This window comes from Bacillus sp. OTU2372 (genome assembly GCF_038440275.1).
In the GTDB taxonomy this organism is placed as follows: Bacteria; Bacillota; Bacilli; order Bacillales; family Cytobacillaceae; genus Neobacillus; species Neobacillus bataviensis_B.
On sequence record NZ_JASATK010000002.1, the window covers coordinates 253375 to 267800 of the forward strand.

Annotated in this window: 13 protein-coding genes; 3 read left to right on the plus strand and 10 right to left on the minus strand. The window is 40.1% G+C overall.

Going from position 1 to position 14426, the window contains the following annotated elements; genetic code table 11:
* Positions 1-39: 39 nt before the first annotated feature.
* On the minus strand, positions 40-1170 hold the full coding sequence (gene solA / locus AAHB15_RS06180) for an N-methyl-L-tryptophan oxidase (RefSeq protein WP_335573016.1): 1131 nt from the start codon (positions 1168-1170) through the stop codon (positions 40-42).
* Positions 1171-1906: 736 nt separating this feature from the next.
* Positions 1907-2242: a YnfA family protein gene (locus AAHB15_RS06185; RefSeq protein WP_446715847.1), complete on the minus strand. Its 336-nt coding sequence runs from the start codon at positions 2240-2242 to the stop codon at positions 1907-1909.
* Positions 2243-2407: 165 nt separating this feature from the next.
* On the opposite strand from AAHB15_RS06185, the gene AAHB15_RS06190 reads away from it, so the two are divergent.
* Both AAHB15_RS06190 and AAHB15_RS06195 read left to right on the plus strand, forming a co-directional pair.
* The gene (locus AAHB15_RS06190) at positions 2408-2797 is read left to right on the plus strand and encodes a hypothetical protein (protein WP_335573017.1); all 390 of its coding nucleotides are present in this window, start codon (positions 2408-2410) and stop codon (positions 2795-2797) included.
* Positions 2798-2992: 195 nt separating this feature from the next.
* Entirely contained in the window at positions 2993-4354 is a 1362-nt protein-coding gene (locus AAHB15_RS06195) for an MATE family efflux transporter (protein WP_335573018.1), read from the plus strand.
* Positions 4355-4437: 83 nt separating this feature from the next.
* Here the strand turns inward: AAHB15_RS06195 and AAHB15_RS06200 are convergent, their stop codons facing one another.
* The 5 genes from AAHB15_RS06200 to AAHB15_RS06220 all read right to left on the minus strand — a co-directional run bounded on the left by AAHB15_RS06200 (position 4438) and on the right by AAHB15_RS06220 (position 9835).
* Complete coding sequence (locus AAHB15_RS06200; RefSeq protein WP_335573019.1) at positions 4438-6105, minus strand: glycoside hydrolase family 13 protein; 1668 nt, start codon at positions 6103-6105, stop codon at positions 4438-4440.
* A 35-nt stretch (positions 6106-6140) separates the two neighbouring features.
* Positions 6141-7109, minus strand: coding sequence for a sugar phosphate isomerase/epimerase family protein (locus tag AAHB15_RS06205; protein WP_144563328.1), 969 nt, complete (start codon positions 7107-7109; stop codon positions 6141-6143).
* A 95-nt stretch (positions 7110-7204) separates the two neighbouring features.
* The gene (locus tag AAHB15_RS06210) at positions 7205-8233 is read right to left on the minus strand and encodes a Gfo/Idh/MocA family protein (protein WP_335573020.1); all 1029 of its coding nucleotides are present in this window, start codon (positions 8231-8233) and stop codon (positions 7205-7207) included.
* A 1-nt stretch (position 8234) separates the two neighbouring features.
* Entirely contained in the window at positions 8235-8960 is a 726-nt protein-coding gene (locus AAHB15_RS06215) for a ThuA domain-containing protein (protein WP_342042000.1), read from the minus strand.
* Between the two features lie 113 nt (positions 8961-9073).
* Positions 9074-9835, minus strand: coding sequence for a sugar phosphate isomerase/epimerase family protein (locus AAHB15_RS06220; protein ID WP_335573022.1), 762 nt, complete (start codon positions 9833-9835; stop codon positions 9074-9076).
* Positions 9836-9961: 126 nt separating this feature from the next.
* On the opposite strand from AAHB15_RS06220, the gene AAHB15_RS06225 reads away from it, so the two are divergent.
* On the plus strand, positions 9962-10735 hold the full coding sequence (locus AAHB15_RS06225) for an AraC family transcriptional regulator (RefSeq protein ID WP_335573023.1): 774 nt from the start codon (positions 9962-9964) through the stop codon (positions 10733-10735).
* Between the two features lie 340 nt (positions 10736-11075).
* Here AAHB15_RS06225 and AAHB15_RS06230 read toward each other — a convergent pair whose 3' ends face one another.
* The 3 genes from AAHB15_RS06230 to AAHB15_RS06240 form a co-directional block, all read right to left on the minus strand.
* A complete protein-coding gene (locus AAHB15_RS06230; protein ID WP_335573024.1) occupies positions 11076-12152 on the minus strand; it encodes a Gfo/Idh/MocA family protein in 1077 nt (358 codons plus the stop codon).
* A gap of 150 nt (positions 12153-12302) precedes the next feature.
* Positions 12303-13130 (minus strand): carbohydrate ABC transporter permease, encoded by an 828-nt coding sequence (locus AAHB15_RS06235; RefSeq protein ID WP_098530819.1) that lies wholly within the window; start codon positions 13128-13130, stop codon positions 12303-12305.
* 42 nt (positions 13131-13172) lie between these two features.
* Positions 13173-14402 (minus strand): carbohydrate ABC transporter permease, encoded by a 1230-nt coding sequence (locus AAHB15_RS06240; RefSeq protein WP_335573039.1) that lies wholly within the window; start codon positions 14400-14402, stop codon positions 13173-13175.
* Between the last annotated feature and the right edge of the window lie 24 nt (positions 14403-14426).

The following is a 14426-nucleotide window of genomic DNA, read 5'->3' on the forward strand; positions in this document are numbered from 1 at the left end:
TTTTCACTACATATAAATAGACGCACTTTAAGACGTCTACTACTTAAATCTCTTTATTGAAAAATTAGTTAGATCGTAATAAGATTTTCCTTTTGTAATTACCTGGCTAATTACCTCACCAACAACACTTGCAAATTTAAAACCATGACCAGAAAAACCAGCGGAAATAAACATATGTGGATACTCGGGATGCTGGTCTAAGATAAAATGTTCATCGGGCGTTACCGTATAGAAACATGTTTTTCCTGCTGCTAAAGGCCCATTCGCTGAAGGCATATATGTTCCTAAAAATGAATGAATCTCTTTTTCATCATTAGGCCCATGAGGTCTTACTGCTTCATCCGGGTCAACCTGTACTCCTCCATCGTGGCGGCCGATTTTAATTCCACTACTACCAATACTCGGAAACCCGTAATAATGGGCATATAGTAAATCAACCGTAAAAGCCGGGAATACACTAAAATCATATAATTCTGGGTCACACTTAAACCATGAAACAGTTTTCCTAATTGGCTGAAGCGGAAGATCCAATCCTAAATCATTTAACAGTTTCCCCGACCATGCACCTGCACTTACAACCACAAAATCTGTATGGTAGGCATTATTCGCTGTTCGAATAGTTGCTCCATTCGAATAAACTTCAATCTTTTCCACCTTTGTAAATGGCAGTAAGGTCATACCATTTGCCAGTCCTAAGTCTCTAAAAGCTTGGATGCATTGTTCACTAAACAAAATTCCTGACCTCGTTTCAAAGCAGCCGGTAAACCCTTCTGAGAATGTAAAACCGGGCCATCGATACGCCATTTCCTCACTTGATAAGACTTCAAAAGGCAAAGAATATTCCCTACCACTATTTATTGCTTCCTTTGTGAAGGAGGATCCTGGTGCTCCAGCGCATAGTACCCCTGTTTGCAAAAATAATTGCTTGTAAGATTCCTCCTGAAGTTGTTCCCATAATTCATGCGCTCTCAATACAAGTGGTACATACTGATTCCCTTCACCATACGCATGTCGAATAATTCTTGTTTCACCATGATGGCTACCCTTATCATGCGGTGGATTGTGAAGATCAAGAAGTAATGTTTTTATTCCTAACTTGGATAAATAATAACCAGCAGCCATTCCCATTGATCCCGCCCCAATAATAACCACTTCATAATGATTTCCCATATAAGCGCCTTCTTTCTTTAAATTTTCGTTATATAATTCTGTTTAAATTCATCCAATTTTTTTAAAATGATAAATATCTCCTACACTCTCTCTATATAGAAAGGAAAATCTCCCAATTTCTCTTGTTTTCTTCAAATTACGTAGTAATCCGTTTTAAATTCATTTGCAGTTTTGGTATAAAAGTGTATTCAAGGATGATTTTGGGAGCAAGGTAAAAAAAGACCTATAGCTACCAAACTACCCTTACCTAAAAGATGGGTAAAATGTTAAAGTATGGTCACACTGGTGGATCTCCACATTTCTCATTCTCACAGAGTCTTTGCTCCAAAATTCCTTCGTCCAACCTTTCCATGTGGTGGATGTCAGTCATTTGCCCGACAGGCCCCTGCCCATATTTTAGTTGTTTGACTGACTATTCCGTGCTTCAAATGTTTAAAACAATTAACCTACAACGCCCGGAATTTGTTCAAGCAGTTTATCTATATTAGATTCCAATTCTTCGAACTTTTCAATTATAAGTTCATATTTGTCTATTAAAGTGCAAAGCTCTAATTTTGCCATATCAGAACCCTTATGGAAATTAGGATTTTGTTTATCCCTCTTGAGTTCCGCATTATAATATCTCTTTCAAATTCAGTAAAGGCTGAGAAAAAAGTAAATATTAACGTATCTATCGGAGTATTATCAATAACACCTATATAGTAAAAATTCAGCGTTAATCGAAAAAAATACCATTTCAATGCCTAGGAGCCCAAAGTATCACCGTAACACCAATCAAACAGATCACCGCACCAATCCAATCGTATGTATCAGGTGTCTTTTTATCAATTCCCCATCCCCAAAGTATCGCCAGAATAATAAAGACTCCCCCATAGGCAGCATATACCCTTCCAAACGAGGGAAACTTTTGAAACGTAGGAATAACCCCGTATACCACTAATACAATTCCGCCAATAACTCCATACCACAATGGTTTGTCCTCACGCAGCCACTGCCAGATCAAATACCCCCCGCCAATTTCAGCTAGTCCAGCAAGAATGAATAATATAATAGCCTGACTAATCATCATCATCCCCTTTTTATCAATAAATTCGTTATTCGTTTTTGTTTCAACCAGCATGTAAATAGTACATGCTTTTTGTATTCCCCTTCCACCTATACACAATAGGAACAAAAGACCCTTTTATTTCATACTTTTATATTGCCTTGTTTTTTTGATTATGGAAGGAGCGTCAGCATGTACCACAACCCTTTTCATTATTCGGTTGTTCCTCATATGCCGGTTTATCCAATATATACTGTAAACTATTTAAGCCCCCGTTCCTACCCCCCCGTCAATACGAAGATATTTGAGGAATCAGTCAAAACGTATCGTCTGTTAATGGAGCAAGGAAGTATCCTGTTAGATCGGTTAGGAAATGCTCCGTTCGCAGGGAAAGTAATGGCTGCTGCACAACAAGGAAAAAATGCGGAAGTGGATCGATTAATTAAAACCATAGGACTAAAAATCCCTGTTATAGTGAAATTTACACCTACTGGCGTTACCTTCACCCTATCAACACTTGGTACTCAGCATGATCCGATCAACTGCTGTACTTTAACGATTGCAATGAAGTGGGGGTACTAAAACGTCAACATTGTTTCCAGTTTTGCTGACCGTTTCAACTAGGTGGTCAGCTATTTTTTCTTCTCGTCTTATACAAGCCTAATGCGAATATGGTAATAGAGACCCTTAAGAATTCCCACTATTTTTATAAGACTGTTGGGTGTACAATGGAATTTACATTTTAATAAGTTAATAGACAAAAGGAGTATAAGAAATTTGGAGGAAAAATCGTATAAATATAAAGAACAATCACTTTTTAGTATCTCTTGGCCACTGTTTATTGAACTCTTGCTGCATATGGGAATCGGTATCATCGCCACCTTCATGTTGGGCCATTATTCCGATTCAGCAGCTGCCGGTGTAGGGGTTGCCAACCAGCTTTTAAATATATTTATCCTCGTGTTTAATGTAACTTCGATTGGTGGTACAGTCTTAATCAGCCAAAGCCTTGGTGCAGACCGTTTAAAACAGGCCAGAGAGTTATCACGTACCATATTTGGACTAAACGTGTGGTTTGGTATCGTCGTGTCTGTCATCGTTTTTTTCTTTGGGAAACAGCTTTTACAACTTTTCGATATTCAAGGGAACGTATTTGATTACGGATTAACCTTTCTTCGGATTTGTGGTATTTCCCTCTTTTTTGAATCCATCTCCCTTGCGCTAAGTGCCGTCCTGCGGAGCCATGGGTATACAAAAGAATCTATGCTCGTCACGATGATGACTGATTTTATCAGTATTGTTGGAAACGTCTTGGCCCTCACAGGCATTTTTGGTTTACCGGTTACGGGGGTGACAGGGGTCTCCTGGGCCATTGTGCTTGCACGTGCCTTTGCGGTTATCGCTTTACTTTACCTTGTCTTTAATCGTCTCGCTTTAAACCTCACCATCAAAGATATTATAAGTGCGAAAAAAGAGGATATTAAAGGGCTGCTAGGGATTGGGATCCCCTCCGCAGGAGAGAATCTGTCCTACCAATTCTCACAGCTGATTATTACCAGCTTCGTTGTCTCCATGGGTACTGCTTCCCTAACGGCACGTGTATATGTGTTAAATATAAACTATATTTGTTTTCTGTTTACGGTCGCCATTGCCCAAGGGACACAGTTATTAGTTGCTAGATACATTGGCGGCAGGCAGTTTGACCAGGCTTTAAAGCGGGGGATTCGGACCTTAAAAATTGCCATGGCTGCCTCAACAGTAACATCCCTAATAATTGCCTTAATCGGATCGCCTATATTGGAGACTTTTACAAAAAATCCTGAAATTATTGCTGTGGGTCTGCCCGTCTTATGGGCAATCGTCTTTGTAGAACCCGGCAGGGCGATGAATATTGTTTTGATGGGTTCGCTTAAATCGGCGGGGGATGTCCGTTTCCCAGTGGTTATCGGCATCTTGTCGATGTGGGGCATTGCCGTTTCACTAAGTTACCTCCTTGGTGTCCATTATGGTCTGGGATTACTCGGTGTCTGGCTGGCTCAGGGTGCAGACGAATGGCTGCGGGGCTGTTTTGCATTAAAACGCTGGATGATGAAACCATGGGAACACAGGAAATTAGCAAAGGCGGAAATTTCTATTTAAGACAGCTAAATCTGAATAAAAGCTATCAAAAAAGACGCTTCGAGTCCGAATCGTCTTTTTTAATAGTGGGTTAAGGGACCTTATTATAAAAAATATACCCGTGTTTCATAAGGCATTAAGGTAAACTCTTTTCTTAATTTCTTGTCTGCTACATGATAATTATTTAATACTAGTTCAGAATTCGTGTAGGAGACACTTGCCGGCACTTTAAATCTTGTTGGTTTTTCACTAAAATTGTTAATCACAATCGCTTTTCGGCCGCCCTGACGGCGGGTGTAGACAAATAATCGCTTATGATTTGGTAACAGTAACTCATAGGTTCCATAAACAAACAGCGGGTTATCTTTCCGCAACTGAATCAACTTTTTATAAAAAGATAGAATTGAGTCAGGATCATTTATTTGAGACTCAACATTAATCTCTTTATAGTTTGGATTTACCCCTAACCATGTTTGATTAGCAGTCGTAAACCCTCCCATATTGGAAGCGTCCCATTGCATCGGAGTCCGAGCATTGTCACGGCACTGTTTCCAAATAATCTCCATAATCTCATCGTGAGAACGCCCTTTTGCCGTTTCCACTTTGTAATAGTTAACCATTCCAACATCATTATAATCTTCAATCGATGGGAACTGGACGTTAGTCATCCCAATTTCCTGACCTTGATAAATAAACGGTGTACCCTTCATCAGAAAGTATAACGCACCCAACATTTTGGCGCTTTCCTTCCAAAGCTTGCGGTCATTTCCCCAGCTAGAAACCCGGCGCGGCTGATCATGGTTTTCAATGAATAAGGCGTTCCATCCCTTACCTTCTAATCCTTTCTGCCATTTGGTCAGATTCTTCTTCAATGCACGTACATCCACACGGTCATCTGCATCCTTATCCCAGAGACCCAAGAATTCAAATTGGAAGATCATATTGAAGTACCCGTTGTCTTCACCGACCCATTTATCCGCATCGTCCAACCCAACACCGTTAGCTTCCCCAACCGTCATAATATCGTAGTTTTTAATCGTTTTTTGTGAGAATTCGGTTAGGAATTCATCAATCCCTTCCACGTTCATCATTTTCGGAAAGCATGGGACAAAGTCTAGATTCTCAGGGTTCGGCATATCGGGGAATCCCGGTTCTTTTTTTATGTGAGAAATCGCATCCACACGGAATCCATCTATTCCCTTATCGAGCCACCAATTGACCATGTCATATAATGCATTTCTGACCTCAGGGTTTTCCCAATTTAAATCCGGCTGGCGTGGTGAAAAGATGTGCATGAAATATTGTTCAGTTTCTTTATCATATCTCCATGCCGGCCCACTAAAAATGGATTCCCAGTTATTTGGTGCCTTTAAGCCTTTTCCATCTCGCCAAATGTACCAATCGCGCTTTGGATTATCCTTGGAAGAGCGGGACTCAATGAACCAAGGATGCTCGTCACTTGTATGATTAATAACCAAATCTAATATTAATTTCATCCCGCGTTGATGAACACCTTCAAGGAGCTCATCAAAATCTGCCATCGTTCCAAACTCGTCCATAATATCTTGATAATCGGAAATGTCATAGCCATTATCATCATTGGGAGATTTGAACATTGGCGATAACCAAATCACATCGATGCCAAGCTCTTTTAAGTAATCTAACTTGGAAGTGACACCCTTTAGATCGCCAATCCCGTCACCATTGCTGTCCACGAAGCTTCTAGGATAAACCTGATAGGCCACGCTTTCTTTCCACCACTTTTTATTCATATGGCACCTCTAATCTTAGATGTTTTTCTTAGGAGTTATACCCACCACATTTGCGAAACAGGCTGTTCAATTAAGACAGATTTCAAATTGTTTACAGCTCGCGTAAATCCTTCCTCTATAGACATGATTGGATCTTCATGCTCGATACTAACGACATAATCATAGCCATATGTGCGAAGGGCGCTCATCATGTCAGACCATTCTTTTAAACCATGTCCACAGCCAACCGAACGGAACGTCCACGCCCGCGAACGTACTTCTCCATATGGCTGCATATCTGTTAACCCATACATATTCACATTTTCTTGATCAATGTATGTGTCCTTTGCATGGAAATGATGGATTGCATTTTCTTTTGCTAAAATCTTAATTGCAGCTACAGGGTCAATTCCTTGCCACCATAAGTGACTTGGGTCTAAGTTAGCTCCAATCGCATCACAGGTTTCTTCACGTAATTTTAACAACGTATATGGGGTATGGACTAAAAAGCCGCCATGGAGTTCAAGCCCGATTTTCACATTATTATCCTTTGCAAACTGGCCAACTTCCTTCCAATATGGAATGAGCTTTTCTTCCCATTGCCACTTCAGAACATCGCCATATTCATTTGGCCAAGGGGTAACAGGCCAGTTAGGATACTTTGCACCTTCATGGTCGCCAGCTGTACCTGAAAAACAGTTAACAACTGGTACATTCAGTAACGATGCCAGTTTAATTGTTTTTATAAGTGTTTCATGTGAGCTTTGAGCAAATTCTTTTTCAGGAGAAATCGGATTGCCATGGCAGCTGAACGCACTGATGATTAATCCGCGGTCCTCCACTTTTTGAATATATTCACGTCTTGCATTTTCGTCTTCTAGCAGTAAATCTAAATCGCAGTGGTTGTTTCCAGGGTAGCAGCCGGTACCAATTTCAACAGCATGTAAGCCCGCTTTTTGAACAGTATCCAACATTTCCTCGAATGTTTTTTCAGCAAATAATACGGTAAAGACGCCTAGTTTCATATTAATTTCTCCTCACTTTTATTAACGTTATATCTATCACACTAAATAGTACAGAGTTGACCGCTATGTTTGCTGCCAACTCTAGTTTTTAATAGTTATCTTACTTTAACAATTTGCTTCGTTTCGTTTGACTTAAGTGCTCCTAGAATTACATCTAGTGATTTCATTCCTTCTTCACCAGTTACAGCAGGCTCTTCATCTAGCAGAATAGCATTTACAAAATGTTCGATGACATGGGTATTGTTTTGACCACCCGCATCATTTGATTGAATTTTCCCTAGTTCATATTTCACTACTTCGCCATTGCTATATTGAACAACAAGAGAATTTATTGGATCATCTTCTAAGCGAAGGATTGCCTTCTCACCGTAAATAATGGTAGAGTTATCTTCCTTGCTGGTATAAGCCCAGCTGGCGGCAAGTGTACCGATGATGCCGCTTTCTGTTTTCAATACACAAACGGCATTATCATCCACATCAGCAAAATCCTTTGCATTCGTTTCAACAAAGGCACCCACTTCAACAATTTCTTCCCCTAATATATACCGCAATAAATCGGTTTTATGGACACCTAAGTCACCCATAGCACCGACAAACGCTTTTTCTTTTTCGAAAAACCAGCTTTCTTTTCCGTCTACACTCCAGCCTTCAGGGCCGCCGTGACCAAACGCTGTACGGAAGCTGTAAATTCTGCCGGCTTCTCCGTTTGCAATCAACTGGCGGGCTTTTTGATGGGATGGAACAAAACGCTGATTATGACCAATCATTAATTTTTTGCCGTTTTTTTCAGCTGCTGCAATCATCGCTTCAGCTTCTTCTTTAGAGGTTGCCATTGGCTTCTCGCAAAGGACATGAAGACCTGCCTCTAAAGCAGCAATGGTGATAGGAGCATGGAGATAGTTTGGTGTACAAACACTTACCGCGTCCACCTCACCACTTTTCAGCAACTCGTTATAATCTGTATAGGAAAGAACAGCGTATTTTTCGGCTACTTCGATTGCCCGCTCTTGATTGATATCGCAAACGGCTGTAAGCTCTACATTTGGATTTACTTGATATTCTGGTAAATGACGATGCTGGGCAATACTGCCGCACCCGATTACACCTACTCTGATCTTTTTCATATTAGTTTCCTCCCTTAATTTCCTCTAGTGGTTTAGCATTTCCGTATACCGGCCGTTCTCGTTTAACTGGCTGCGCCCATTTAACAGCGTTAATAATCACTCGCTGAATTTGTTGATTATGATAGGTAGGATAGGTTTCATGACCTGGTCTGAAATAAAATACTTTTCCGTTTCCGCGCTTGTATGTACAACCGCTGCGGAATACTTCGCCGCCTTCAAACCAGCTAGTGAAAATTAGTTCATCTGGCTGCGGGATATCAAAATGCTCCCCGTACATTTCCTCATGCTCTAACTCGATATATTCAGGGATTCCTTCTGTAATTGGATGACTCGGACTTACGACCCAAAGGCGTTCCTTTTCGCCCGCTTCGCGCCATTTTAAATCACAGCTTGTTCCCATTAAGGTCTTAAAAATTTTCGAAAAATGCCCGGAGTGAAGGACGATTAGCCCCATTCCATCAAGGACGCGCTGGCGGACCTTCTCAACGATTTCATCGTTTACTTCACTATGAGCGACATGCCCCCACCAAACTAATACATCTGTGTTATTTAAAACATCATCCGTCAAACCATGTTCGGGCTCATCAAGAGTAGCTGTTCTTGTATCAAAGCCTTCAGACTTAAGGAATTCAGCGATGGCTCCATGGATACCTTTGGGATAAATATCCCTTACGACTGGATCTTTTTGTTCATGACGGTTTTCATTCCATACAGTTACGTTCAACATGTTTGGACACTCCTTCTCGTTGTTCACTTTATCTATTATTTTAGAGAATACCAGAATAATTGAAACTGCTTACATTGACAAATAGGGTGAAAAATATTGAACAAAATTATTTACTAGAGACGCGGAAGCTTTGTTTTCAAATAATTGATACTAATTTCAATACTTTCAAGTGGTGTACGCCGGCTAGCATCCTGCTCTACAACCCACCATTGAATATCAACTTGTTCGCCCTTATTAAGCACAGCTTCTAGGTCAACGCCGCCTGTGCCAAGTTCAGCGAAGAATTGTTCTTCATCGGTCGTCATATCTTTCAAGTGAATTAACGGTGTTCGATTTTGATATCGTTCTATCCACTCTGCCGGCTTTTGGCCCGCTTTAGTCAGCCAGTACACATCAAGCTCTGCTTTTACCATGTCAGGGTTTGTTTCTTCAAAAATCGCTTCAAGTGCCATTCTGCCATCAGATAAGCGCTCAAGTTCAAAATCGTGATTATGATAGCAAAGGGAAATCCCTTCTTGACGACAAATCTCACCCGCATGTTCTAAAAACGAAATAAGGGCTATGTAGTCACTTTCACTGCGTCTATCTGGCATTAAATATGGACAAACAACATACTTACTTCCTAATATCTTTTGATCTTCAATGACCTGTGCCAGATTGTTTTCTAACTGGTCAAGCGGCACATGACAGGCAGCTGTTTTAAGTCCAAGCTCATCTAATAACTCTTTTATTTCCATCGGAGTTAATCCATGGTAACCAGCAAGTTCAACACCATCAAAGCCAAGCTCTGCCACTTTTTTTAGGGTACCTGCAAAATCTTTTGCACTTTCTTCCCTTAATGTGAACATTTGTACCGCTACTGGAATTTTTCTCATCCTTAGTCCTCCATTTCTAGAAACCTAGCTTATTTGATTACATCTTATATTTTATTTCTACTACTAAACATAGATGATATAATTAAAACATCTACTATTCTGCTATCTTTTTCGAAGAGGAAAATTATGACCACAAACATACTTTTTTGCGGCTATTCCTATCATACAAAGGGATATCACTCCCAACATAAATCCGGATACCCATCCTATCTTTTTCGACTACAAACAGAAGGGCTATGCGAGGTAGTCGTAAAAGGAACCAAAATGGAACTTAAGAAGGGGGATCTCCTTCTAATTAAACCAGGCGATCATTACGAACTACTTGTCAATGAAGGGCAAATTAGCGGAGACTATCACATCGGATGCGAGGGAGCCTGGCTCGACGAATGGTGGAACCGTTCCGCTAAGCCTCCCGTTTCCCGTATTGAACTGGATGAAAAACTGCTGCTCCTATGGCGTCAGATTATAATTGAAAAAAGGCGTCCTGGTTCCAATCAGAATGAGGAACTTGCAGACTATCTGGTCCGGGCACTTTGTTTAACGCTTGAACGTGCTGTCAGTGAAACAGTCCCTTCCTTTCATTATCCATATCCAGTTACACGGATGATGAGGTACATTGAGGAGCATGCGACAACTCAGTTTAAAGTTGAGGATGTAGCACGCCATTCAGGACTGAGTGTCTCCCGGTCGGTTCATCTTTTTAAAAGCAGTGTGGGAAAAACCATCATGGAATACACTCAGGAAATCCGCTTATCCGCTGCCCTTGAACGGATGAAGTACACTGCACTAACACTCGAACAAATCGCTGAAGACTGTGGTTTTGGCACCTATCCCTATTTTCATAGAGTGTTTAAAAAGAAGTATGGTGTTGCTCCTGGTATGTACCGCCGGCTTGAATAATATATAAGAAAAGCGCAAGGCGCTTAGACTTCGGCGACAAGCACAAGACGAGCCGGCTGAAAGGTTGTTCTTTAACCTTTTGGACGGATTGATCTAAATGTGGAGGCGACTGTTCTGGGACTCTAGGCTAAGACGCACTCTGTAAGAAGGCGTTTTTTCCTTCTTCAGGGGGTGGCTTAGACTTGCGTCCCAAGGAGCCGCAACTGGATAAGCTTGTGACCTCGAGCCGATGGCGCCTGGAGCTGGACAATTCTCGAAGGCGAAATTTATACTTTCTTATCTTTTGAAAAGGACTAGAATACACCAGTTTTCTAGCCCTTTCCATTTCTTATTAACTAACTTAATTCAATTTTGAAGGTACAAGATCAAAGTCTTTAATGACTTGGTTAGTTTCGGCTGATTTAAAAATCGTTTCCATTAATCGTAGGACACGTAAAACTTCCTCGTTTTTCACGATTGGTTCGGCATTCCCTGCGACTACTGAAACAACATTTTCATAAAAGCTTTCCATTGTTTTTTCTACTTTAGGTAAATCAGATGTACTCACAGCTTTTTCAGACGGAGGTGCCATTGTCTTCGTTAAGCCCTGTCCAGCTTTAATCGGTTTAGGGGCTTCTACTTCGCCCAGAGTCTGAGTGACAATTTTACCATTAATATCCCAATCGTTAATGACTACTGTACCTTTGGTTCCTTTTGTATACCAACGCGGAAGTTGAATGAAGTTGGTTGTTCCAACCTCTATCAATGAAGTGATACCGTTTTCAAATGTAATAAACACCTGAAATCCATCATCTACCTCGTCCCCCAAAATGTAACTTAAATTAGCAAAGACACTCGTAATCTTGCTATCAACCATAAATAAGAGCTGATCTAATAAATGGACACCCCAGTCAAGAAGCATCCCACCGCCATATTCTTTCAAGTGACGCCAGTCTCCAGGAATACCATTTGCTCCTTGAACCCGTGATTCGATATGAAAAACTTCTCCGATGATCTGTTCGTCGTAAATCTTTTTCATCGTTAGGAAGTCTTCATCCCACCTGCGGTTCTGGTGGACAATAAAGGCACGGTCATTAATTTTTGCCGCTTCCATAATCTCAAGCAACTCTTCACTGTAAATAGTCACCGGCTTTTCACAAATTACATCCTTACCTGCGTTCAAAGCTGCGATGGCAATTTCTTTATGTACATCATTAGGGGTAGCAATTAGAACAAAATCAACAACATCGTCAGACAAAACAGCAGATAAACTTTCATAGACCTTGTAGCCTTCTGCTAAAGAAGCTGTTCTTCTATCCTCAGATATGTCATAGGTTCCAACGACCTCAATGTTTTGGTTGTCTTTTAATAGCTTTGCATGATAGCTCCCCATACCACCATAACCAACAATAACTAAATGATAGTTTTTATTCGTCATCTTATTTTCTCCTTTTTTGCACCTATTCTCCTACAGGCATTTTTGGTATTTTCATAAACTTATAAAAACATTTCTTATTTGATTCCATCTTATTATGAATATGTGAATTAAAACATAGATTATATAGTTAAAAGATGAACTATTTTGCTATTATTCTTTAACTGAACCCGAGGTTAAACCGGATACAATTCTTCGTTGAAAGATTAGCACCATAATAACCAGTGGAACACTTACAACAACTGTAGCAGCTGCAATCTCACCCCATGGAATGGTAAATTGCCCCTGAAACATTGCAATCCCAATCGGCACCGTCTTATACTTATCATCTGTATTGATGGTAAGGGCAAAAAAGAACTCATTCCATGCTGCAATAAAAACAAGGATAGCGGTTGTAAATATTCCTGGTACAGCAAGCGGCATGATGACCTTCCAAAAAGTTTGCATTAAAGTAGCTCCGTCTATTTTTGCCGCCTCTTCAAGATCTAGCGGTATTTTGCGGAAAAAGGTTACTAATATCCAAATAGACAACGGCAGCGTAAAGGTTGAATAAGGAATAATCAATCCTAAATAGGAATTGGTGAGTCCAAGGTTCTTTAAAAAGATATAGATTGGTGTAATGGTTGCGATTTGTGGAAACATAGAGACAGATAGTACAATCCCAAGAATAAAAGTTTTTCCTTTAAATTGAAGCCTCGCAATGGCATAAGCAGCAAATGACGCAACTGTAACGGCATACACAGTTGTAATAGTTGAAACCACCGTACTATTCCATAAATATCTTAAAAACGGATGATCAAAGAAAACGGATTTATAATTTTCCATTGTCGGATGGGAGGTGTAGGGAGTAAATGCCTTGTCCCCGAACAATTCAGTAGCTGGTTTTATTGAACTAATCAGCATCCATAAAAATGGAAACATTACAACAAATACAAACACGATAAGAAACACATAAAAGAATGGGCTTGCTTTTTTCTGCATGTTAAGATTCCCCCCTAAAAAATGGTGTACTGTCGAATTCCCTTATCTGTCATTTAGTAAATCTCTGCCCAAAAACTTGATATAAATCATTGAAATAATGGCTACGCATATAAATACAATGACAGAAAGGGCAGAACCGTCACCAAAATTAGTTTGAGAAAACATCACCTTATAAGCGAGGATAGAAATGGTTTCAGTAGAGTTAGCTGGACCGCCGCCGGTTAGAACGTAAATTAAGTCAAAAACGCGAAAAGCGTCAAGTGTTCTAAATAGCAGTGCAACAAGTATGCTTGACTTTAACAAAGGCAATGTAATTTTGATAAATTGCTTCCATTTACCTGCACCATCAATGGAAGCTGCTTCATAAAGTGAGTCTGGAATGGTTTGAAGCCCGGCCAATAACAGCAAAGACATGTATGGAGTGGTCTTCCAGACATCAGAAAAGATGACTGAAAACATGGCACCGGTGTCAGTTACAAGAAGTTTTTCCATCTTATCCACCAACCCGATATCTGCAAAAATTTTGGCGACAATGCCATTTTGCCCATCATATAAAAACTTCCACATAAGGGCGGAGACGGCGGTCGGAATGGCCCAAGGAATCAGAATGCTCGCCCTAATAAGCCCGCGTCCAATGAAAGCCTTATTAATCAAAAGGGCAATCGCTAGTCCAAGAACAAGCTCTACTAAGACAGAGATAATCGTAAATGTAGTAGTATTTCCAATCGCCTTCCACATTCTGCTAGCTGTTAAATTATCTTTGTAATGTTGCAAACCAATAAAATTAGGCTGAATAAGCGCATCTCCATATCCTGCTGCTAAACCCAGGAGTTTCTTTTCTTGAGTGAACTTAACATTGAAGGACAATTTCTTCATTTTATTATTAATAATTTCAGAAGTATTTTCATATTCTTTAGCCAATTTTTTATCAATTTTTGCGATGCTAAGCTCAGAGTTCACCTGTTCAAAATTCATTAACTTATCGTTTACGGAATCATATTTTGTGCTGATTTCAGATCTGCTGCGAATCTTCTTATCTAATGATTGCAGTTTGTCTTTTATGGATTGAAGCTCCTCGGCGCCATTCCCACTCTTAATTTCAGTGTCAATGGTTCCGATTAAAAAAGGATAGTTATTCAGATATCGTTCTAGGTCAAGATTATAACTTAAATGGACTTCCGATTTAGTGGGATTGTTTAATCTTAAATCAAATAAACTGAAATAAAAGGATTGCAAGACGGGCCAAATGGCAATGAGGAAGATTAAAATCATAGCAGGTGCCACAAGATAATACCC